This window comes from Kiloniella sp. EL199 (genome assembly GCF_900313065.1).
Taxonomy (GTDB): Bacteria; Pseudomonadota; Alphaproteobacteria; order Kiloniellales; family Kiloniellaceae; genus Kiloniella.
On sequence record NZ_OMPU01000008.1, the window covers coordinates 63,318 to 85,847 of the forward strand.

General features: G+C 45.9%; 18 protein-coding genes. 14 read left to right on the forward strand and 4 right to left on the reverse strand.

From position 1 onward, the window contains the following. Nucleotides 1–71 precede the first annotated feature (71 nt). From D9A03_RS06810 to D9A03_RS06860, 11 genes are all read left to right on the forward strand, one after another. On the forward strand, nucleotides 72–1,046 hold the full coding sequence (locus D9A03_RS06810; protein WP_120496466.1) for an aspartate carbamoyltransferase catalytic subunit: 975 nt from the start codon (nucleotides 72–74) through the stop codon (nucleotides 1,044–1,046). Further along, entirely contained in the window at nucleotides 1,043–2,344 is a 1,302-nt protein-coding gene (pyrC, locus tag D9A03_RS06815) for a dihydroorotase (RefSeq protein WP_120496467.1), read from the forward strand. The genes D9A03_RS06810 and pyrC overlap by 4 nt, the downstream gene beginning before the upstream one ends. Before the next feature lie 66 nt (nucleotides 2,345–2,410). Next, a complete protein-coding gene (plsY, locus tag D9A03_RS06820; protein ID WP_120496468.1) occupies nucleotides 2,411–3,028 on the forward strand; it encodes a glycerol-3-phosphate 1-O-acyltransferase PlsY in 618 nt (205 codons plus the stop codon). A 77-nt stretch (nucleotides 3,029–3,105) separates the two neighbouring features. Continuing rightward, on the forward strand, nucleotides 3,106–4,251 hold the full coding sequence (dprA, locus tag D9A03_RS06825; protein WP_120496469.1) for a DNA-processing protein DprA: 1,146 nt from the start codon (nucleotides 3,106–3,108) through the stop codon (nucleotides 4,249–4,251). Nucleotides 4,252–4,396: 145 nt separating this feature from the next. Next, nucleotides 4,397–7,033 carry a type I DNA topoisomerase gene (topA, locus tag D9A03_RS06830; RefSeq protein ID WP_120496470.1) on the forward strand — a complete coding sequence of 879 codons (2,637 nt, stop codon included), beginning with the start codon at nucleotides 4,397–4,399 and terminating at the stop codon, nucleotides 7,031–7,033. Between the two features lie 23 nt (nucleotides 7,034–7,056). Beyond that, the gene (gene rnr / locus D9A03_RS06835; protein WP_120496471.1) at nucleotides 7,057–9,330 is read left to right on the forward strand and encodes a ribonuclease R; all 2,274 of its coding nucleotides are present in this window, start codon (nucleotides 7,057–7,059) and stop codon (nucleotides 9,328–9,330) included. A gap of 149 nt (nucleotides 9,331–9,479) precedes the next feature. Continuing rightward, entirely contained in the window at nucleotides 9,480–11,072 is a 1,593-nt protein-coding gene (locus D9A03_RS06840) for a S41 family peptidase (protein WP_120496472.1), read from the forward strand. A gap of 143 nt (nucleotides 11,073–11,215) precedes the next feature. Next, a complete protein-coding gene (gene rpmG / locus D9A03_RS06845) occupies nucleotides 11,216–11,383 on the forward strand; it encodes a 50S ribosomal protein L33 (RefSeq protein ID WP_046507740.1) in 168 nt (55 codons plus the stop codon). Nucleotides 11,384–11,481: 98 nt separating this feature from the next. After that, nucleotides 11,482–12,716 (forward strand): IS3 family transposase gene (locus tag D9A03_RS06850; protein WP_120496176.1). Its coding sequence is split into 2 segments (ribosomal slippage): nucleotides 11,482–11,824 and nucleotides 11,824–12,716, totalling 1,236 coding nucleotides; the frame shifts between segments, so codons are not numbered across the junction. 113 nt (nucleotides 12,717–12,829) lie between these two features. Next, complete coding sequence (locus D9A03_RS06855; protein ID WP_120496473.1) at nucleotides 12,830–13,363, forward strand: GNAT family N-acetyltransferase; 534 nt, start codon at nucleotides 12,830–12,832, stop codon at nucleotides 13,361–13,363. 206 nt (nucleotides 13,364–13,569) lie between these two features. Beyond that, nucleotides 13,570–14,193 carry a TetR/AcrR family transcriptional regulator gene (locus tag D9A03_RS06860; protein WP_120496474.1) on the forward strand — a complete coding sequence of 208 codons (624 nt, stop codon included), beginning with the start codon at nucleotides 13,570–13,572 and terminating at the stop codon, nucleotides 14,191–14,193. Between the two features lie 82 nt (nucleotides 14,194–14,275). Here D9A03_RS06860 and ilvD read toward each other — a convergent pair whose 3' ends face one another. The 4 genes from ilvD to erpA all read right to left on the reverse strand — a co-directional run bounded on the left by ilvD (nucleotide 14,276) and on the right by erpA (nucleotide 18,251). Continuing rightward, a complete protein-coding gene (gene ilvD / locus D9A03_RS06865; RefSeq protein WP_120496475.1) occupies nucleotides 14,276–16,126 on the reverse strand; it encodes a dihydroxy-acid dehydratase in 1,851 nt (616 codons plus the stop codon). Nucleotides 16,127–16,280: 154 nt separating this feature from the next. After that, nucleotides 16,281–16,889 (reverse strand): rhomboid family intramembrane serine protease, encoded by a 609-nt coding sequence (locus D9A03_RS06870; protein WP_162938012.1) that lies wholly within the window; start codon nucleotides 16,887–16,889, stop codon nucleotides 16,281–16,283. A 166-nt stretch (nucleotides 16,890–17,055) separates the two neighbouring features. Next, nucleotides 17,056–17,841, reverse strand: a complete 786-nt coding sequence (gene xth / locus D9A03_RS06875) for an exodeoxyribonuclease III (protein WP_120496477.1) — start codon at nucleotides 17,839–17,841, stop codon at nucleotides 17,056–17,058. A 62-nt stretch (nucleotides 17,842–17,903) separates the two neighbouring features. Continuing rightward, nucleotides 17,904–18,251: an iron-sulfur cluster insertion protein ErpA gene (gene erpA / locus D9A03_RS06880; protein ID WP_120496478.1), complete on the reverse strand. Its 348-nt coding sequence runs from the start codon at nucleotides 18,249–18,251 to the stop codon at nucleotides 17,904–17,906. A 252-nt stretch (nucleotides 18,252–18,503) separates the two neighbouring features. Between erpA and D9A03_RS06885 the strand changes: the two genes are divergently transcribed. The 3 genes from D9A03_RS06885 to D9A03_RS06895 are packed head-to-tail and all read left to right on the forward strand — an operon-like array spanning nucleotide 18,504 to nucleotide 22,515. Next, entirely contained in the window at nucleotides 18,504–19,691 is a 1,188-nt protein-coding gene (locus tag D9A03_RS06885; protein ID WP_120496479.1) for a deoxyguanosinetriphosphate triphosphohydrolase, read from the forward strand. Continuing rightward, nucleotides 19,688–21,442: an arginine--tRNA ligase gene (gene argS / locus D9A03_RS06890; protein WP_120496480.1), complete on the forward strand. Its 1,755-nt coding sequence runs from the start codon at nucleotides 19,688–19,690 to the stop codon at nucleotides 21,440–21,442. Before D9A03_RS06885 ends, argS begins: the two co-directional genes overlap by 4 nt. Then, nucleotides 21,442–22,515, forward strand: coding sequence for an SPOR domain-containing protein (locus D9A03_RS06895; RefSeq protein ID WP_120496481.1), 1,074 nt, complete (start codon nucleotides 21,442–21,444; stop codon nucleotides 22,513–22,515). Before argS ends, D9A03_RS06895 begins: the two co-directional genes overlap by 1 nt. The last annotated feature ends 15 nt before the right edge of the window (nucleotides 22,516–22,530 follow it).

Below are 22,530 nucleotides of genomic sequence, written 5' to 3' on the forward strand. Positions count from 1 at the left end.
TTTTTGAATTTCAAAAGAATCCTCTTTCCGCATTTGCATCCACGCAACTTCAATGACATATTGCGGTTTTAATGACGACATATGCTGAAACGATCGCTGCTGGCCAGACAGGCCACGGGCACCTGCTAGGAATAGAGGGCCTGAGAGCTGATCAGATTTCCAATTTGCTTGACCTAGCCGACGGCTACGTTGACCAGAATCGCGCCGTGAAAAAGACCATTGATTTGTTAGAGGGTCGCACGGTGATTAATCTCTTTTTCGAGAACTCCACCAGAACACGTACTTCTTTTGAATTGGCTGCTAAGCGTCTGGGCGCAGACGTCATCAACATGACCGTTGCCTCTAGCTCTATCAAAAAAGGAGAAACGCTGGTTGATACAGCCATGACACTCAATGCAATGCATCCTGATGTCATGGTGGTTCGGCATTCAGATTCAGGGGCTGTGAAGCTTTTGTCCGAGAAGGTGAATGGCTCGGTGATCAATGCTGGTGATGGAAGTCATGAACACCCGACACAGGCTCTGCTTGATGCCTTGACGATTCGTCGCCGCAAGGGCGATCTCTACGGATTGCGTGTCGCTATCTGTGGCGATGTTGCCCATAGCCGTGTTGCCCGATCAAATATCCACCTGTTGAATACAATGGGGGCAGAAGTCCGCTTGATTGCCCCCCCAACCCTTCTTCCTTCTGCGGTTGACCGCATGGGTGTCGAAACCTTCCACAATATGAAAGAAGGACTGGAAGGCTGTGACATTGTCATGATGCTAAGGCTTCAACTTGAACGTATGCAGGGATCCTTTGTTCCTTCCGTCCGCGAGTATTTCAGATACTTCGGTCTGGATCAGGAAAAATTGGCTATGGCAAAACCAGACGCCTTGGTGATGCACCCCGGCCCCATGAACCGTGGTGTCGAAATTGACAGTGAGCTGGCTGATGATCTGGACAGATCACTGATCAGGACACAGGTAGAAATGGGTGTCGCGGTACGTATGGCCTGTTTACACGCGCTGACACAGGGAACTTTGTCTGACGGAGCAAAATCATGAGCCAACTCGATGACAAAACAAAACGCGCTTATATAAACGCTCATCTGATAGATCCGGCAAGTTGCCTTGATGCGAAAGGGGCTCTACTGACCGAAGGCATTCATATCGCTGACTTTGGCCCCGATCTATTCAAAGACGGTGTCCCCGATGGTATAGAAACAATTGATTGCCAAGGACATTATCTGGCACCTGGACTCGTTGATATTCGGGTTCATCTTCGTGAACCCGGTGATGAACATAAAGAAACAATTCTAACAGCGGGTCAGGCAGCAGCAGCTGGTGGTATTACCTCTATAGCAGCCTTACCCGATTCTACACCTGTTCTGGATGATGTTTCCGGCGTTGAATACGTTGCCCGTCGTGCCCGTGAAGCAAAAATGGTCAAGATCTTTCCCTATGGCGCCTTAACAAAACGCCTGGAAGGAAAAGAACTGACAGAATTTGGTCTGCTTTCCGAATTTGGCGCTGTTGCCTTTACAGATAGCACCAAAGCACTCGCCAATGCGCAGACCATGCGCCGTGCGCTAAGTTATGCAAAAACATTTAATGCTCTCGTCGTTCAACACCCGGAAGAACCAACTCTTGCCGGCGGCGTCATGAATGGTGGCGAGATTTCTACGCGTATGGGGCTATCAGGTATTCCGACCCATGCAGAAATCATCATGCTTGAACGAGACATGAGGCTTGTTGAAATGACAGGCGGACGCTATCACGCAGCACACCTGTCAACGGCTGGGGCCGTTGACATTATTCGTCAGGCCAAGGCCCGGGGCTTGCCCGTCACCTGTGATACAGCACCTCATTATTTTTGCCTGAACGAAAACTCTGTTCTTGATTACAGAACCTTTGCCAAGGTATCACCCCCTCTTCGTTCCGAAGAAGATCGGGAAGCCATTTTCCAAGGTTTGGCAGATGGTACAATTGATGCAATCGCCAGTGACCACAGCCCTCATGATCAGGATTCAAAACGTCTTCCTTTTGCACAGGCTGAATTTGGTATTGTCGGGCTTGAAACTCTTTTCCCGCTTGCGCTTCAACTCTACCACAAAAAAGCACTCTCTCTTTTGAACTGTCTCTCGCTTGTAACCAATAAACCTGCCGAGATCTTGGGATTACCTGTTGGAAAAATCGCAAAGGGTGTTGCTGCTGATTTTGTACTTTTCAACCCGGATAGCCCTTACTTCATAGATCCAGAAAAATTCAGGAGTAAATCGAAAAACTCTCCTTTCACAGGCTTCCCAGCTCAAGGAAAAGTTTTACGAACCGTGGTTGATGGACGTACAATCTATGAACGATAAAATTTATAGAAAATAAACATCACCCATAAAACTCAAACACCCCTGCAAAACAAGGACCTGTTTTTCATGCCAGACCCCATATCGTGGAGCCACGTGGCACCCTTTTATCTGCTAGCATTTGCGGGAAGCTATCTTTTGGGGTCTGTTCCTTTTGGGCTTGTGATTACCCGTCTCTTTGGTTTGGGGGATATTCGCGAAATCGGATCGGGCAATATAGGGGCGACAAACGTGCTACGCACGGGCCGCAAAGGTCTCGCCCTTCTCACTCTGATATGTGATAGCGGCAAAGGCGCTGCTGCCGTTCTGCTTGCAGCTCTTTGGGGGGCCGATCTGGCTCTGATAGCCGCCTTGGGTTCCGTACTAGGGCACCTTTTCCCTGTTTGGCTCAAATTTAAAGGCGGAAAAGGCGTTGCCACAACCCTGGGTGTCGTCATAGCTCTATCGTGGATGGTTGGCCTTGTTGCCTGTTTAACATGGTTACTCACTGCGTTAACCCTGCGCATGTCATCTCTGTCTGCCCTTATGGCAATGCTTGCAACACCAATTGCAGCCTGGTTTATTCATCACGACCTTCAAGTGGTTGAATTAACAGCACTATTGGCTATTTTAGTTTGGGTGCGCCATCATGAAAATATCAAACGACTGATTAAAGGTGAAGAACCTAAAATCGGGCAAAAGAAATAATCATTTCTATAAGAAGATCATTTTCAACATAACACTCTGGGGTTGACTCATCACCTAACAACACCCCAAATAAAGGTATGTTTGACACCATAAAGCCCCCCAAAGATCTGCAAGAAAAACTTGATTGGCTTCAATTAATCCGATCCAGATCTGTCGGGCCTATAACTTTTTACAAGCTACTGGAACGCTTCGGATCAGCACATGAGGCCCTGAAAGCCTTAAGCGCAAAAGCGATAAAGAATAATCAGAAAGACCCAGTTGCAAATCGCTCAAATATTGATCTTGAACTAACCAGAATTGAAAAGTACGGGGCACAGCTCATCGCCTGTGGAGAAGAGCATTATCCTCCTTTGCTTGCACAGATTCCTGATGCACCTCCTCTAATTCAAGTTATTGGGAATACAAAGTTTCTCAAGAAAAAAACGGTTGCAATCGTCGGCGCGAGAAATGCTTCCGCCAATGGCCTCAATCTGGCAAAGGAACTGGCACAAGATTTAGGAAGGTTTGGTTTCCTCATCGCATCAGGTCTTGCCAGAGGTATTGATACCGCGGCACATCAAGGGGCAATACAAAATGGAACAATTGCCGCTGTGGCCGGGGGATTAGACGTGATTTATCCGCCAGAGAACAAATTGCTCTATGAAGCGATTATCGAAAATGGTGCCCTTATTTCCGAAATGCCGTTGGGCAGTGAGCCGCAAGCAAAACATTTCCCGCGCCGTAATCGTCTGGTTTCCGGCCTGAGCCGAGGTGTGATTGTTATAGAGGCATCTCTTAAATCTGGATCAATGATTACAGCCAGGCTCGCACAGGAACAGGGTAGAGAGACCATGGCAATACCAGGCAGCCCACTTGACCCCAGAAGCAAAGGAGGTAATGCCTTGATCAAACAAGGAGCAACCCTGGTCGAAACGGCTCAAGATGTTGTTGAAGCTCTCGAACGGCCCTTTGATCTACCCACGAACAAAACACCCCGCAAAAGAGTTACAGCAGAGCCTTCGGCGCCGCTTTTGAATATCGTGACTGAGAAAAAAACACCTGTTGATGCGGTTGATGCTCGACTTTCTGTAAAAGAGTTGTTAGGTCCTAGCCCAGTATATGTAGATGACCTGCTCCGACAGAGCCAGCTATCACCAACAGAATTGAATGGTATTTTGCTGGAATTTGAATTGGCAGGACAGATCGAATGGCAACCGGGGAACCGTGTTGCCCTGATCAGTTAAGTGATTTCTTAATGGGATCTCTTGAAAGAAATTTATGATATCAGGCATTATTCCCAATATCATAACAAGAGTATCAGACTATTAGATAACAGAACCGGTTTCTGTTAATGACCTGGAATTTTAGACGTAGGTAGTACCCGAAGCTATGAACATTGTCGTTGTTGAATCACCGGCGAAAGCCAAAACAATCAACAAATATCTGGGCGAAGATTATCATGTCCTCGCCAGTTATGGGCATGTGCGTGACCTTCCTCCAAAGGATGGTTCTGTCGATCCCGAAGAAGACTTTGCAATGTCATGGCAGGTAGACAGCGGATCTGAAAAGCGTCTGAAAGATATTATTGCGGCCCTGAAAGATGCCGATCAATTGATCCTCGCAACTGACCCCGACAGAGAAGGGGAAGCGATTTCCTGGCATCTGGCTGAAGAACTTGAGAGACGAAAAAAACTTAAGGGCAAAAAAGTTTCCCGGGTTGTTTTTAACGAAGTAACCAAAACGGCTATCCAGCAAGCATTCTCTGAACCCAGAGAACTGAACATGGAACTGGTCGAGGCTTATCTTGCCCGCCGTGCCCTTGATTATCTTTTTGGTTTTACTCTATCACCTGTTCTTTGGCGTAAACTTCCGGGAAGTCGTTCAGCTGGACGCGTTCAGTCTGTCGCTCTTCGTCTGATTTGTGACCGAGAATCCGAGATTGAAGTATTCAAACCACAGGAATACTGGACTGTTGATGCCAAGCTATCTACAGCAGATGGACAGAAATTTGGCGCACGTCTGACACAACTCAGAGGAAAAAAGCTCGATAAATTCGATCTTGCCAATGCTGCTGCGGCACAGGATGCGGTAGATCTACTCGAAGATGCCACAAGCTTTACCATTAAAACCGTTGAGAAAAAGCAATCTCGCCGAAACCCGCAACCACCTTTTACGACCTCTACGCTTCAACAGGAAGCATCTCGTAAGCTAGGTTTCGGTGCTTCGCGGACAATGCGCATTGCCCAGAAGCTTTACGAAGGGGTTGATCTTGGCGGCGAAACTGTCGGCCTGATCACCTATATGCGTACTGATGGTGTCAGCCTTTCCGCAGATGCCATTGCTTCTGGGCGTGATCTTATTGCCAAGCAATATGGTAAAGATTATCTGCCCGCAAATCCGCGAGTTTATAAAAGCAAGGCCAAGAACGCGCAGGAAGCACACGAAGCGATCCGTCCGACAAATCTTGAGCTGTTGCCACGCGATGTCGTTGCCCATCTTGATGATGAAGGACGTAAACTCTATGAGTTGATCTGGAACAGAACCGTCGCCAGTCAGATGGAAAGTGCCATTCTGGATCAGGTTGCTGTGGACATCGACGTTGCCCAAGGGCAAGCCGTTCTTCGCGCCAACGGATCTGTGTTAAGATTTGATGGCTTCTTGAAGCTATATAAAGAAGACAAAGACGACGAAAAAGACGGTCAGGATGATGACCGTCGCCTACCAAAACTGACCGAAGGCGACATCGCCAACCGCGAAGAGATTGAAAAAGAACAGCATTTCACACAGCCTCCGCCGCGTTATTCAGAAGCAAGCCTTGTAAAGAAAATGGAAGAACTGGGTATTGGACGCCCGTCAACCTACGCCTCTATCATACAGGTTTTGCAAGACCGTGATTACGTTGTTCTGGAAAAGAAACGCTTCAAACCCGAAGATCGCGGGCGCATTGTTGTAACTTTCTTGCGGAATTTCTTCTCCAAATATGTTGAGTTCAACTTTACTGCAGATCTGGAAACACAGCTTGATGATATTTCCGCTGGCTCTGTTGATTGGAAGAAGGTTCTCAGAGGTTTCTGGGAAGCTTTCCACTCTGCTGTTGATGAAACCAAGGGCCTGACGATCACAGAGGTCATTGAAGCCTTGGACGAAGATCTCAGTGATCATTTCTTCCCAACCCCGGAAGACGCCGATGCCAAACATCCAAGAGAGTGTCCGACCTGTGATGATGGGCGTCTGGGCATCAAACTTGGTAAAACCGGGGGCTTCATTGGCTGTTCCAATTACCCCGAGTGTCGTTATACACGCCAGCTTTCTTTACCTGATGGTGAAGGCGGCGAAAACGATCTCAGTCAACCAAAAGAACTTGGCATCGATCCGGCAACCGAGCTTGCTGTAACGCTCCGCAAAGGCCCATACGGGGTTTACGTTCAGCTGGGCGAAGCAGTTGAGAAAACCAAACCCAAACGCGTTTCCATTCCCAAAGGAACAGCAATCAGCGATGTAACCTTTGAACTTGCGCAAGGATTGCTATCACTGCCGCGTGACATTGGCCCTCACCCGGATGACGGCGCCATGATTATTGCAGGTATTGGGCGTTTTGGCCCCTATGTTAAGCATGGCTCGACCTTTAAATCACTGACCAAAGATGATGATGTTCTTGTTGTCGGCCTGAACCGTGCCGTTGCTCTGATCGCCGAGGCACCAAAGCGTGGCCCGGCAGCAGCGCTAAGAACAATCGGCGCACATCCGGAAGACAGTGTTGATATTACGGTTCATTCCGGTAGATACGGTCCCTATGTGAAATGGAATAAAGTGAACGCTTCTTTACCTAAAGACAAAGAAGTCGACACCATTACACTGGATGAAGCTGTCGAGCTTCTAACAAAACAGCTAGAGAAAAAAGGTGCTAAGAAAAAAGCGCCTGCGAAAAAGAAAGCCCCAGCCAAGAAAACCACGACGAAGAAAACTACCGCCGCAAAGAAGCCTGCGGCAAAAAAAGCATCAACAAAAAAAGACAAAAAAAACTGAAGAGTAGATGTTAGGAAAAGGGCGTGACCTCTGATCGAAAATCCCCGCCCTTTCCCACAAAGGAAGCGGTTTTAGACTTTATTGAACAATCTCCAACTTCTGTTGGAAAACGTGAAATCGCGCGTGCTTTTAACTTGCGTGGTAATGACAAGATTCCCCTGAAACAGCTTTTAAAAGAGCTAAAGGACGAAGGACATTTCGGACGCGGTGCCAAACAACGCAAGAATAATATTGATGGGCGCCTGCCACCGGTTCAGGTTATCGAATTGATGCGGATCGACAGTGACGGAGAGCTCATCGCTGTTCCAGCCACATGGGAAGAAGATCATCCAGCACCAATGATTTATGTTTTGCCAGATCGCAAAAGTAAATTCGATCTGGTGGTTGGCGACCGTGTACTCGCTAAACTCAAAAGGCTTGATAATAAAAGTTATCAGGGTATCCCCATACGAAAGCTTGAGGCTGCCCCTCTTAAAATACTGGGGATCTATCAGATTACAGAAGAAGGCGGTTTCGTTCGCCCTGTTGATAAAAAGGCAAAAAAGGATTTCATCCTTAATCCTGATTATGCCAAAACAGCAAAACACGGCGAACTTGTTCTCTGTGAGATTCGTAAAGGTCGTTCACGTAAAGGCCTCAAAGAAGTAAAAGTTGTCGAAGTTCTTGGACGAATTGATAGCCCCCGAGCACTAAGTCTGGTTGCCATTCACGAACGCAATATTCCCAATCAATTCCCAGAAGAGGCTTTGGAAGAAGCAGCTGCAGCCAAACAAACCACTCTAGGAAAAAGAACAGATCTCCGGGATCTTGCGCTGGTGACAATTGATGGCGCTGATGCCCGTGACTTCGATGATGCTGTCTGGGCTGAACCTGACCCTGATAATGAAGGTGGCTGGCATATAATTGTAGCCATTGCCGATGTTGCCTACTATGTCAGATCAGGAAGTCCGCTGGATGACGAAGCTCAAACCCGGGGTAATTCAACCTATTTTGCAGATCGTGTTGTCCCCATGCTTCCTGAGGCGTTGTCCAACGGATGGTGCTCGCTAAAACCCAATGAGGATCGCCCCTCGGTGGCGGTTCATATGTGGATTGATGCAGAAGGTGAACTCAGAAAGCATAAATTTGTCCGGGCACTCATTCGCTCTCAAGCACGCCTGACCTACGAAGAAGTCCAGGAAGCACTTAACGGCTATCCAAGTGATAAAACAATCAACTTGCTTGATCCCGTGCTTAAGCCGTTAAAAGGCGCTTATGACACAATGCTCAAAGCTCGTCATAAACGGGGTACTCTGGAGCTCGAAATCCCTGAATTTCAAGTCGTCATGGACGAATCCGGTGAAGTCACAGATATCATAAAGCGCCAAAGACTTGATAGTCATAAACTAATTGAAGAGTTTATGATTATGGCAAATGTTGCAGCTGCTATAGAACTGGAAAGCAAACAGCTTCCATGTATGTACCGGGTTCACGAAGCACCCGATCCTGTCAAAATCGAAGGTTTAGCCGACAGCTTGCACGGTATAGGGATCAAATTCGCCAAGGGGCAAGTTATTCGCCCCAAAGTTTTGACACAGATTTTGGAACGTGCTTCTGACTTGCCCGAAGCAAAGTTAATTAATGAACTTATACTCAGAGCTCAAAGCCAGGCCAGATACGACGCAACAAACCTTGGTCATTTTGGTTTGGCCCTAACAAGATATGCTCACTTTACCTCACCAATACGACGCTATTCTGACCTCATGGTTCATCGTGCCCTGATCAAAGGCCTGAACTTTGGTAAAGATGGTCTCACGAGTGCTGAAACAACAAATTTCAATGATATAGCAGAACATATCTCGGCAACAGAACGGCGCTCTGCAGCCGCAGAACGTGATACTGTTAATCGTTTCACAGCCTCATTCTTCTCAAAGAAAATAGGGACAATTTATCCTGGAAAAATCAACGGTGTACACCGGGCTGGTCTCTTTATTACTCTGGATGAAACTGGTGCAGATGGATTAGTGCCTATGCCCCACCTACCTGATGATTATTACATTCATGATGAGAAAAACCACAGCCTGACGGGACGTCGTTGGGGGCGAGAATTCCATCTTGGTGATAGCGTTATGGTTCGAATCTTTGAATCCAATCCTATAACCGGTGGCATTGCCTTACGTATTGTCGAAGGTGATGACGACAATGAAAATACATCCCCAGAAAACAAGAGAGGGAACAAAAATCATCATCGGGGGCGTAAAAGAAACAAGATAGGCACCTCTTCCCGTCGGCCCCCAAAAAGAAAAAAACGCCGATAAACAGCTGAAAAAGAAAATCAGAAAATCAAAACACCAACCTTGTCTTTTGATGTATTTAGAAAATATGCTGTTAAAATTGTGTTTGAGTAGTAAACTCACCCAAATTGATCGATAAATTAAATAGTAAATCTTTGTGGGAGACAGGGTAGATGCCCTTTAACTCAAGATTGCATCTGCACTATCTCTATTCCAAAACCATCCGCAGGCTTTGGATACTTTGCCTTGTTGCCATTGTAACAGGCTGTAGTGCTCCTTATCCCATTCAAGAAACTGAGTTCCAGCCCAAAAACTCTTCGCGCCTTTTTGCTGAAGGCTTTAGCCACGTAACCGATTTTTACATTGAAGAAATTGATGTGTCTCGCCTGGCTCTCGCTGGAATGGATAATCTGACAACGCTCGACCCGGAATTCGAAGTCATTGATGTTGGCAATTCGGTCACCGTAAATTACGAAGGGCAGCCGATCTCCAGGCACAGTTTTCCTTCAACACTGGATAACAGAGCCTGGGCTCTTTTAACCTCCAGAGTTATCTCAGAAGCGCGTGGCGTCTCTTCATCCTTTAGAAATGCGAGCATTGATCAAATACACCAAGCTGTCTTTGACGGTATTTTGGGAGAACTGGATCGCTTTTCCAGATATTCGAGGCCTGATCAGGCAAAGAGCAACAGAGACAACCGTAACGGTTTTGGCGGTTTGGGAATCCGTTACATAAAAGACCCAAAGGGCGCTCATATTATCTCGGTAATGGAGAATACCCCCGCTGAAAGTGTTGGATTGCAAGCCGGTGATATTATTGTACGGGTTGGTACAACTGATATCAGCAGTTTTTCAGAATCCGCTATAACCAAGATTCTTAAAGGACCCAAGAACTCAAAAGTCAGAATTACAGTTCTTCGCAATCCTGAAGCTCCCGAAAGAATTGAGTTTGAGATCACCCGTAAAAAAATTGTGGTGCAGACTGTAAACTATTCTGCTGCTGGAGATATTGCTTATTTACAGGTTTCCGGGTTCAACCGTTCCACCACATCGGCAATGAGGAAAAAAGTACGGAAAGCTCAAAAAGAAATTGGTAAAAATCTCAAAGGTTATATTATTGATCTCAGAAACAATGGCGGCGGGCTATTAAAAGAGGCTGTAAACACGGCTGATCTCTTTATCTCCAGTGGCGCAATTATCTCTACCAGAGGCCGCCACCCGGATAGTCACCAGTATAGCGCAGCTCATAGTCAGGATATCACCAAAGGCCGTCCTATTATTGTTCTGATTAACTCCTACTCCGCCTCTTCATCTGAAATTCTCGCGGCAGGATTACAGGATTCTGGACGTGCGATAGTTGTGGGCAGTAATTCATTTGGAAAAGGTACGGTACAAAAAGTATTCCAATTACCAAACCGGGCAGAGATTGCCGTTACCTGGGCTAGATTCCATGCCCCTTCCGGTTACGCCATTCATAAAAGAGGCATCATCCCGAATGTCTGTACTACATCAAAAGATACAAAAACTGTTGCTGACATTGTTTCACTTCTAAAATCAGGTGCCTTACCCATACCTAGTGAAATAAGATCTTCATCGCCAGCTTTGGACGATGATATTGCTCTTGATAACATCAAAGCAACATGCCCACAAAGCGCCGAACCATCCGAACTTGAAAAAGAGATAGCAGAAACGTTGCTTGGATCACCTGTATTATTTGATCTCGCCCGGGGGCAGCGTGCTCCCGCAACATCTGAGTTGATAAACTGAACAGACCCTTTCTAATTTCCTCATCTTTAAACAGAACTTTGGGACAGACTAGAAAATGTTAGATCAGGGCTTGACTTGAGGGCTTAAAGCGTTATGTTTCGCCCCTGTTATATTTGTAATTTTAGCGCGATGAGGATTTCGCTATGGCTAAGCCGGCTACTCAACTAATTCGCATGGTAAGCACCGCGGACACTGGCTACTTCTATGTAGCAAAGAAAAACCCGCGCACACTTACTGAAAAACTCGAGCTACGCAAATACGATCCCGTTGCGCGCAAGCACGTTATTTTCAAAGAAGCGAAAATGAAATAAGCTTTTGAAAGCTTAAATAAAAAGGCCGCATTTTTGCGGCCTTTTTTTGTGACTGATCTGTCCCGTCCTGAAATAAGTTTACATATTGGAGACTTATAATGGGACATTCAAAGACAGAGCGGGTTAGGCGTAGTCAAAAGGATTATCCTTTAGGCTTTAAATTTTCAGTTGTTGATGAGATAGAAAAAGGCGATCTGACTTATAAGCAAGCTCAGGATCTTTATGGCATTCAAGGCCGGAGTACTTGCTTAACGTGGCTTCGCAAGCATGGTAAACTTGATTGGTCGAAACCTTTGAACCATTTAGCCATGCCAAAGAACAAAGAAACTCCCGCCCAGAAGATCAAACGCCTTGAACGGGCTCTTGAGGATGAACAGCTCAAGAACATTGTTTATGGGGAAATGATGAATGTTATTCACGAAGAATACGGGATTGATCTGCGAAAAAAGTACTTAAGCACACTCTCTGGGTCAGTAAAGAAAAAGGACTGATCCAGCTCGCAAGGGTGTGCCCTTTGTTTGAGAGAAGCCGTCAGTCGGTTTATCAATGGAGAGGTCGGATTGCAGAACGTCATCGTGTTTTATCCCCGGTCAAAGATCTGGTTCTTTACTGGCGTCGTTTTATGCCTCGAATTGGGACGCGTAAGCTCTATCACCTGATCAAGTCTGAACTTGATACTCAGGGGATCAAGCTGGGGCGTGACGGGCTGTTCTCTTATTTGAAGAACGAGCGTTTATTGGTTCCTGTTCGCAGGAGTTACCAGAAAACGACACAGAGTAAGCACTGGCTCAGAAAACATCCTAACCTTTTGAAGGATCGTCAAGCGGATCAGATTGAACAGGTCTTTGTGAGTGACATCACCTATCTCCAGAGTGATGAGGGAACACATTATCTGTCTCTGGTCACCGATGCCTATTCTCGAAAGATCATGGGCTATGAAGTCAGTAATGAAATGAAGACAAGCGATGTGATCAAGGCGTTGAAGATGGCAATGACACAGAGAAGAACAGATAAACCTGCTATTCATCATTCTGATCGCGGACTGCAATATTGTTCTGGTGAGTATCAAAAACTCCTAGCCCAACAAAAGATATCACCCTCTATGACAGATGGATATGATTGCTATCAGAATGCAATGGCTGAGAGAGTGAACGGGATCCTCAAACAAGAGTTCCTGCTCTATAAATGCAAAACCTTGGCTGAACTGAAGAAGCTGGTTGCTCAGTCCATTACAATATACAATCAACTCAGACCGCACTTGAGCCTGGGTATGAAAACACCTGAACAGGTGCACAAAAAAGCCAGCTGCAATACACAGCTGGCTATAACTTAAAAACCGTCAACATATTTCAGGACGGGTCAACCAATATTAATCTGAGTTCTTTGCATTCTCTTAGCAGTAGGTAGAATGGTATATAATAAAACTAATTGAAGAAGTTATGTTGTATGGCCGAGTTACCTACGTATAAAACAAAAAGATTGATTGTGCGACCGCGTTTGATCGGAGATGTTGAAGATTGTCTTTCAATGGATCGAGATCCGTTGGTTACGCGCTATATCTCTGGTCCCTGGAGAAAACCAAGCAAACATCGTGAATTCGTACTGTCCAGAATGACAACTGATTATCCCGATGGTCTTGGGTATTGGTCAGTAGTCAATCAGACTAAACCTGATGAGTTTCTCGGTTGGATATTGCTTTTACCCTACGCCAATGTGAATAGAGAAGTTGAGATTGGTTGGCGGTTTAATCGTAAAAGTTGGGGGTGTGGTTACGCGACAGAAGCAGCCACAGCGATAATCAATCACGGACTTCAAATTTTAGGGCTGGATCGTATCGTTGCAGATATTGATCCCCAAAATACGCCATCAATTAAAGTGGCGGAGAAGATCGGGATGCGATTTGTCGAAGATCGTTTCTTCGATGAAGAGATTGCAAAATCCTATCAAGTGACAAAACCACGTACCTCTATGACAACTTAGTCCATAATACTGACATTAATTCTGGATTAGCGGATGAAAATAGTGGAATGGAATAGATCTTCTTGTACTTATCTTACATCGTATTGTTTCTGTCTTTAAAAATAGAGAACCGGTTCCGCTCAATTGGAAAATACGTTTATCTACGTATATAAAATTCTCTTTGGTCTTTGTATTCTCGTCAAAAATGATAACCAAAGATTTACGAGATGACACCAAGTCCTACATTAGTTCGGCGGCGATTACCAGCCCAAGAGAGATCAAAGCAGCGTGTCGAGAGAATCTTGCTTGCTGCATCAACGTTATTGACAACGAACAGTGTGGACAAGCTGACCACGCGTCGGATTTCTGAACTTGCCAAAGTGAATATTGCCACGCTCTATCAGTTTTTTCCCAACAAAGAGGCTATTATTCTTGCCCTTTATCAAAGATGGCTGAATGAAATGGATGGTGTCTTTGATTGTATGGAGATGAAACAATCCAAGCAGATGGGGTGGCGGAAGCTCTTTGGCAAAATCTTTGATGCGCTTAATCAGGTTCAAACAGAATTAATTGTCAGAGATCGCTTACTTAAAGCAATGGGGATGAATGAAGATCTAAGACAACTGGATCTTGATCATAGTATTATCCTTGCAAAAAGGTTAGCAGAGTTAATGGACAATCAAGGATCTCATTTATCCAAAGGTGAATTACAGGAACATGGGACATTAATTTTCCATTTTGAAAGAGCTCTGGTTACTCCATTAGCGAATGCAAAAAGAGATGATCAGGAGGCTCTCTACCAAAAGGGTAGGGGGGCCCTACTGGAAATGATTTCTCTTGCTTTTCGGTAAAAAGAAAAGGCTCCTTATCCGAAATATAAAAAAAGCCACAGAGTTACCCAAAACTCTGTGGCTTTTTGATAAATGCTATCTATCAATCGTATTGATCAACGTCCCGGTAGGCACCTTTATCGGCAGATGTTGCAAAGTGTGCATATGCTCTGAGTGCAGAACTTACCTTACGCTCACGGGGTTTTGCTGGTTTCCAGCCATCCTTGCCTTTGGCATCCATGGCTTTACGACGCATGTCGAGCTCTTCATCGCTGACCAGAACATTGATTGTTCGATTAGGGATATCGATTTCAATAGCATCACCTGCTTCGACAAGGCCAATCGCACCGCCTTGTGCTGCTTCTGGTGAAGCATGGCCAATTGACAGGCCGGAAGTGCCGCCAGAAAAACGTCCATCTGTTAACAAGGCACAGGCTTTCCCCAGTCCCATGGATTTAAGGTAACTGGTCGGGTAGAGCATTTCCTGCATGCCCGGACCACCTTTGGGGCCTTCGTAACGGATGACGACAACGTCGCCAGCGACAACTTCACCACTGAGTACACCAGCTACCGCAGCATCCTGAGATTCGAAGATACGTGCGCTTCCTGTAAATTTGAGAATAGATTCATCTACTCCTGCCGTTTTAACAACGCAACCGTCCAAGGCAATGTTCCCGAACAGAACGGCAAGACCGCCTTCCTGACTAAAAGCATTTTCTCCGCTATGGATACAGCCATTGGCACGATCATCATCCAGCGAGGAATAGTAACGATCCTGGCTGAAAGCTTCTGTTGTCCGCACACCACCGGGGGCTGCAGAATAGAATTTTTTCACTTCGGGATCATCAGTTTTCATAATGTCCCATTTGTCGATTGCGTCGCCGATTGTTTTTTCATGGACAGTCGGACGATCACGATGGATCAAACCGCAACGGTCCAGTTCGCCCAATAGTCCCATAATACCACCGGCACGATGGACATCTTCCATATGGTATTTGGTTGTTGATGGCGCGACCTTGGCAAGTTGAGGTACTTTTCTGGAAAGTGCATCAATGTCGGACATAGTGAAATCAACGCCGCCTTCTTTTGCCATCGCAAGGATGTGAAGGATCGTATTTGTTGAACCGCCCATAGCAATATCGAGAACCATGGCGTTCTGATAGGTTTCAAAGTTGGCTATACCGCGTGGGGTCGCACTCTCGTCGCCTTCTTCATAGTAGCGTCTGGTCAACTCAACGATACGACGTCCAGCTTCTTTGAACAGCTCACCGCGTTTTTTGTGGGTGGCAAGCAGCGACCCGTTGCCGGGAAGAGAGAGCCCCATGGCTTCACTCAGGCAATTCATGGAGTTTGCGGTAAACATTCCAGAGCAAGAGCCGCATGTTGGGCAAGCGGATCGTTCAATAGCGGCAACGTCTTCGTCGCTGATATTTGGATCGGCGGCATCAACCATGGCATCAACAAGGTCGAGTTTACGCTCGTTACCGTCCAGAATAATTTTACCCGCTTCCATTGGGCCGCCGGAAATAAAGATAGCAGGAATGTTCAGACGCATCGCGGCCATGAGCATACCAGGGGTAATTTTATCGCAGTTGGAAATACAGACGACAGCGTCTGCGCAGTGCGCGTTACACATATATTCAACGGCATCAGCGATAACTTCGCGAGATGGCAAGCTATAGAGCATACCGTCGTGTCCCATTGCGATACCATCGTCAACGGCAATGGTGTTAAATTCTTTTGCCACACCGCCTGATTTTTCAATTTCTTCGGCAACAAGCCCACCAAGATCTTTCAGATGAACGTGGCCGGGAACAAACTGTGTGAATGAGTTGGCAATAGCGATGATTGGTTTTCCAAAATCATCATCTTTCATACCGGTCGCGCGCCACAAGCCGCGGGCGCCAGCCATGTTTCTGCCATGGGTTGAGGTTCTTGAACGATACTCAGGCACAGTAATAATCCTAACGTTACGTCGTGTCTTTAATTAAGTTTCTTGTAAGATAATTAGGTAATCCATGGCCTCGCGTCCATGGTTATTTCGCAAAAGAATAAAAAAGTTACCAAATCTAAGGAAAATAACCGGATGCCGAGCCTGAACCCCTGATTTACGAACGATTATATTTAGATTTGTGCCGTATTTTTATACCTCGTGGAAGTTCGTCAGGGCAAAGAAGTGGCAAAGTCTTGTGTCTGAAAAGAGGAAAAATAGCCATGCCGCCAAAGAAACCAATAATATGCGCCCACCAGGCAACACCGGATTGGCCGGGCAAAAAGGCTGAGAAAACTTGAAAACCAATCCAGAAAACAAGTAACAGGTAGGCCCGGACAAAAATAGGGATCATGAAGATTGGGACGAGAACCTTTGCCTTCGGATATTGTAGCAAATAGGCCCCGAGAATACCTGAGACAGCACCACTTGCACCGACGATTGGCGATTGAGGCGAGCCAGTTATCAAAGTTTGCCCGATGCCTGCAATTACGCCACAACAGATAAAGAAGGCAAAAAAGCGCCTGTGCCCCATTGCATCTTCGATGTTATCACCGAACACCCAGAGATAAACCATGTTTCCAGCAAGATGCATAAAGCTGCCATGCAGAAAATTATAGGTAACGAGTGTAAATATGGGGGCTATCCAGTCAATGGATTGGGGGCGTTGGGCAACGCCAATCAATACATCAGGAATTAAACCAAAGCCATATATCATATGAACCATGAAAGGTTCTGGAGAGATTGTTTGAATGAAATATATCAAACAACAACAAAGAATAGCAGCTATCGTGACCCACGGTTTGTCGATAAGCAGCCTTGGCAAGTTATCGAATAGAGGAAAGAACATGTTAGTTGCCTGTACCTAAACCGTTTGGGCATTAAATATACGATCAGACTGATAATTCGCAAAAAACCGGAGTGTGATCAGACGGCGATTCTTTTCCACGAGGCTCTTTATCAATGCTGCAGCTTGTTAAAATATCCGCAGCCTGTGGTGAAAGCATCATCAGATCAATGCGGATCCCGTTGTTGTGATCAAAAGCACTGCGCTGGTAATCCCAATAGCTATAGACATGGGCTTCTTTGTTAAGAGCTCGCCATGCCTCTGTGTAACCCAGATTTTCCATCGCCCGGAAGCGATCTCTTGAACTTGGATGGGTGTGTGCACTGCCATCAAAGCGTTTCGGGGAAAAGACATCATCATCTGTCGGGATCAAATTAAAATCACCTGCAAGCACAATAGGCTGTTCCGTTTTCAGCAATTTTTGAGCGTGCGCGTTAAGACGATCCATCCATTTAAGTTTGTATGGAAATTTGATTTCGTCGGTCAGGTTGCTGTTGTTATTGCCATTGGGCAGATATATGGAGGCTACCCTTATGCCGAATGTTGTTCCTTCGACATATCGTGCGTGATCATCTTCCAGATCGCCAGGAAGTTCTCTGATAACGTCGGTAATAGGTTCTTTGGAGATCAGGGCAACGCCGTTATAGCTTTTCTGTCCAACGACTTCGACATGATATCCAAGCTCTTCGAATTCCATGTAGGGGAATTTTTCTGCAACAGTTTTAAGTTCTTGTAACAAGAGAACATCAGGGGAGGCCGTTTTTATCCAATCAAGAACATTTGGAAGTCGTTTGTTGATGGAATTCACATTCCAGGTTGCGATCTTGACCATCGGATAAGGCTCACATTAGAGATTTGGAATTGGGAAACGCGGGCGCATCATTGCGCCCTGCTTTATATGGCAAAGGAGGTGCCGCAGCCGCAAGAAGCTGTCGCATTAGGGTTTGTGATACGGAAAGATGCGCCCATCAGATCTTCGACAAAATCAATTTCTGAACCATTTAAAAGGTCCAGTGACATTTCATCGATCACGGCTTTGGTGCCGTCCTTTTGAAAAGTTTTGTCATCGTCGTTAACAGAGCTATCAAAAGAGAAACCATACTGGAAACCGGAGCAACCGCCACCAGAGACAGTTATTCGTAACATTAAATCCGGGTTACCTTCTTGTTCTGCTAACCAGGCCACTCGCTTTGCGGCGCTGCTGGATAGAGAGATAAAAGCAGTTTGATTATCTGTTGTCATGTTCTACTCATAACCTGAAAGCCAATACTTTGATACGTAATTATAGTAGAGGCTTGTTGTTAAGTTGACTCTATAGATAGGTTATCATGCCATCTAAATCTATTAATTTTTTCAGGTTCATGTTTTGGAATTTCTTTGTTGAAGGCTGCAACTTTTTTATAGCCTAGCAATTTTGTATAGAATTTTCCCTTTGTCAGGATCTAAATGCTTCAAATTACTTTACTAAGTCTCTTCGCAGGTTAGTCTTTCTGTATGACGCAAAACGATTCGAAAAAATTATATGCATCTTTCCCTGAAAGCAGCCGGGGGCGCTTGCTGAAAGAGCTTGAGAGCAAGACAAGAACCTGCTTTCAGCGAGATCGTGATCGTATTATCCACTCGGTTGCGTTTCGCAGGTTGCAATATAAAACCCAAGTCTTCGTCTATCACGAAGGTGATCATTTTCGAACACGTCTGACACATTCGCTGGAAGTTGCACAGATCGCCCGGTCTTTGAGCCGGACACTCGGTATAAATGAGGATCTGGCAGAGGGTGTTGCACTGGCCCATGATCTTGGGCACACGCCTTTTGGTCATGCAGGGGAAGATGCCATGCATGATGTTATGGAACCTTTTGGCGGTTTTGATCACAACGAACAGACTTTTCGCATCGTGACACAGTTGGAACGGCGCTATGCAGATTTTAACGGATTAAATCTGACGTGGGAAACCCTTGAAGGTTTGGCAAAGCATAACGGCCCTGTCGATGGACCAAACAGTCGGGAAGAATATGTGCCGGAATCCATGTTAAAGTATTGTAAGAATGCCCGGGATCTGGAGCTTTCGTCCTTTGCTAGCCTTGAAGCGCAGGTTGCGGCTATTGCAGATGACATAGCCTATAATAATCACGATATTGATGATGGAATAAGGGCGGGATTATTTACTGTTGATGATCTTTTGCCCATTCCGGTGGTCGGTGATATATTCCGCGAAGTTCTGAAGAAATACCCTAATCTGGAAACGGAAAGTCTTGTCCACGAGGCGGTACGTCGGCTGGTTGATTTTATGATCAGTGATGTTTTGCGCGAGACGCAGACAAGATTACAGGAAGCCAATCCAAAGACAGTTTTTGACATTCGCTGTCAAAACAGGGCAATGGTTGCCTTTTCGGATCAGTTTCGTGTGGCAGAAAAGCAGTTACGCGCATTTTTATTTGAACACATGTATCGCCATGAAAAAGTCAAAGAAATGCGTAAACGTGTAAAGCAGGTTGTGAGAAACCTCTTTTCGCATTATTCAGAGCACCCAGAAGAGCTTCCTGACTATTGGCGTCTTGAAGCTGGTACTAAACTAACAAAGCGTAGCGCGCGTTTGATCGCGGACTATATCGCTGGTATGACCGACCGATACGCTTTTGAACAACATAGACAGATTTTTAATCTGGATTTTGAGATAAAATGAACGTTTTCAAAGACCTAAGAAGTAAAGTTGTTGCGCAATTAGAAGATATGGCTGCAGCCGGAGAAATCCCGGCGGGTCTTGATTTCAGTCGCGTTGCTGCTGAACCTCCCCGTGATTCTTCGCATGGAGATGTTGCGACCAATGCCGCCATGGTTCTTTCCAAAGTTGCTGGCATGAAGCCGCGTGATCTTGCGAGTCTTTTGGCGAAACGTCTTGAAAATCTGGATGTTATCAAATCAGTCGATATTGCAGGGCCGGGTTTTATTAATCTGCGTTTGGATGAAAAATTCTGGCTTGAGCAGGTTGGGATAATTCTCAAAGCCGGAACCTCATATGGTGATTCTGATATGGGGCAGGGCGAAAAGGTTAATGTTGAATATGTTTCGGCAAATCCGACAGGCCCTTTAACTGTTGGACATGCCCGTGGTGCCGTCGTCGGCGATGCGCTGGCTGCTTTGTTGTCCAAAGTCGGATATGATGTGTGTAAAGAGTACTACATCAATGATGCGGGTAATCAGGTCAATGTTCTGGCAAACTCTGCTTATCTCAGATACCGCGAAGCGCTAGGCGAAGATATTGGTGAAATTCCCGAAGGTTTTTACCCCGGCGAGTACTTGAAAGCTGTTGGTAAAGCATTGGCTGACAGGGACGGTGATAAGTGGCTGGGCAAGGAAGAATCTGACTGGATCTCGGAAGTGCGGACATTTGCGATTGATCAACTGCTTGATCTTATTCGTGGTGATCTCGCGGCGCTGGGCGTTGTGATGGATGTCTATTCGTCCGAACGTGCCTTGGTTGAAGCGGGTGGTGTCGATGAAGTCATGAAGTTTCTGGAAGCCAATAATCTGGTTTATACAGGTGTGTTGGAACCGCCAAAGGGCAAAAAGCCAGATGATTGGGAAGCCCGTCCCCAAACACTTTTCAAATCAACTGATTTTGGCGATGACGTTGATCGACCGATCAAAAAATCTGACGGTAGCTGGACTTACTTTGCAGGGGATATGTCCTATCATATGGATAAATATCGCCGTGGCTTTAGTAACATGATTAATGTCTGGGGCGCAGATCATGGTGGCTATATCAAACGGATGCAGGCTGCGGTTAGCGCGATGACCGAAAAGAAAGGCAGCCTTGATGTCAAGGTTTGTCAGCTGGTTAATCTTATGCGTGGCGGTGAAATGGTTCGCATGTCAAAGCGGTCCGGGAACTTTATCACGCTGAGATCCGTTATTGATGAAGTTGGCAAAGATGTTGTTCGCTTTATCATGCTGACCCGTAAAAATGATGCCTCGCTTGATTTCGACCTTGAGAAGGTTGTGGAACAAAGCCGCGACAACCCTGTCTTTTATGTTCAATACGCTCATGCTCGGTCCTGTTCAGTTCTAAAGCACTCGCAGAACGAGTTTCCTGATATGGATCTGTCTATAGATGCGTTGGAAAAAATTGATCTGTCTGAATTAAATAGTGAAGGCGAGTTAAGCCTGATCCGTCGCCTTTGTGAATGGCCGCGCCTTTTGGAAAGTGCAGGTGAAGCGCATGAACCTCATAGAATTGCTTTTTATCTCTATGATCTGGCGGCGGAACTTCACGGTCTTTGGACCAAAGGTAAAGACAATGCCCGGTTACGTTTCATCGTGACTGATGATCAAGATCTGACACTGGCGCGTATGGCTCTGGTGAAAGCAACGTCGCTCGTGATTGCTTCCGGGCTGGATGTCTTTGGTATTGAACCTGTTGAGGAGATGCGTTGATGACATCAAACTCATCTGATAATGATTTGAAAGATTTCGAAAAAGTTCGTCAAAACGAGAGTATGCGTGTTTCTACGGATCGCGATGCGCAGGATATTCATGACGAGTTTTCAAATGAAGAGTACTGGGAAGATGACCTGGATTTTGATGATGACCCCGGTGCTGGTCTGTTTAAAAAGCTTGTACCGATTGGTCTTGGCCTGATTGCTGTTGCTGTTGTTGGTGGTGGCATTCTGATTATGCTTGGTGATAACAAGCCAAGTAATAATATTCCCGATGCTATTCCCCTTATAGAGGCCGAAACCACGCCGGAAAAAACCAAGCCTGAATCGCCAGGGGGAATGATTATCCCGCATCAGGACAAGCTTGTTCTGAATAACGATTCCGGTACGAGTGCTAATGCACAGGTCGAAAAGCTGTTGCCACCACCGGAAATTCCGCAACCACCTAAAGCACCCGAGCCCGAAGTTGATAATACCGCTGAAACGGTTGCCCAGTCTTCGGCTAGCGAGACACAGGCACAGATAACCGCAACAGAAGATACGGCGCAACAGTCTGCTAAAAAAGAAGCTGAAGCAGCCAAGATAGAAGAGCAATCTTTGGCGAATACAGGTGAGGGGAGTACAATTCCGAAGGTGCCTGAATTAAATGCATCTGAAGTCGAATCTGTTTTAGCACCACAGTCGGAGGCTGAGGTGGCTAAAAAAGCGGAAACATCAAAAGCACCCGAGCCAACTGTGTCCGAGCCAACTTCGACGACTGCGAAGAAGGTTGAACCAAAAGAAGCTGCTCCTACCGCTGTTGCACAAAAACCGGCGTCAGGTCAGTACGTTTTGCAATTGGCCTCTCTGAAATCCAAAGATGGCGCAATGACTGAATGGAAAAACATGCAGCGTAAGCTAAGTGATCTTTTGGGTAGCAAGCAGCCGATTATTGAAAAGGCATCTATTTCAGGTGTTGGTGTTCGGTATCGTCTGCAAACTGGACCTTTTGATAATAAACAAGCCGCAAGTGATTTTTGTTCAAAACTGAAAGCAGCCAAACGTGATTGTTTGGTCAAGAAGGTTAAATAAAATTCGGGAGTAAAG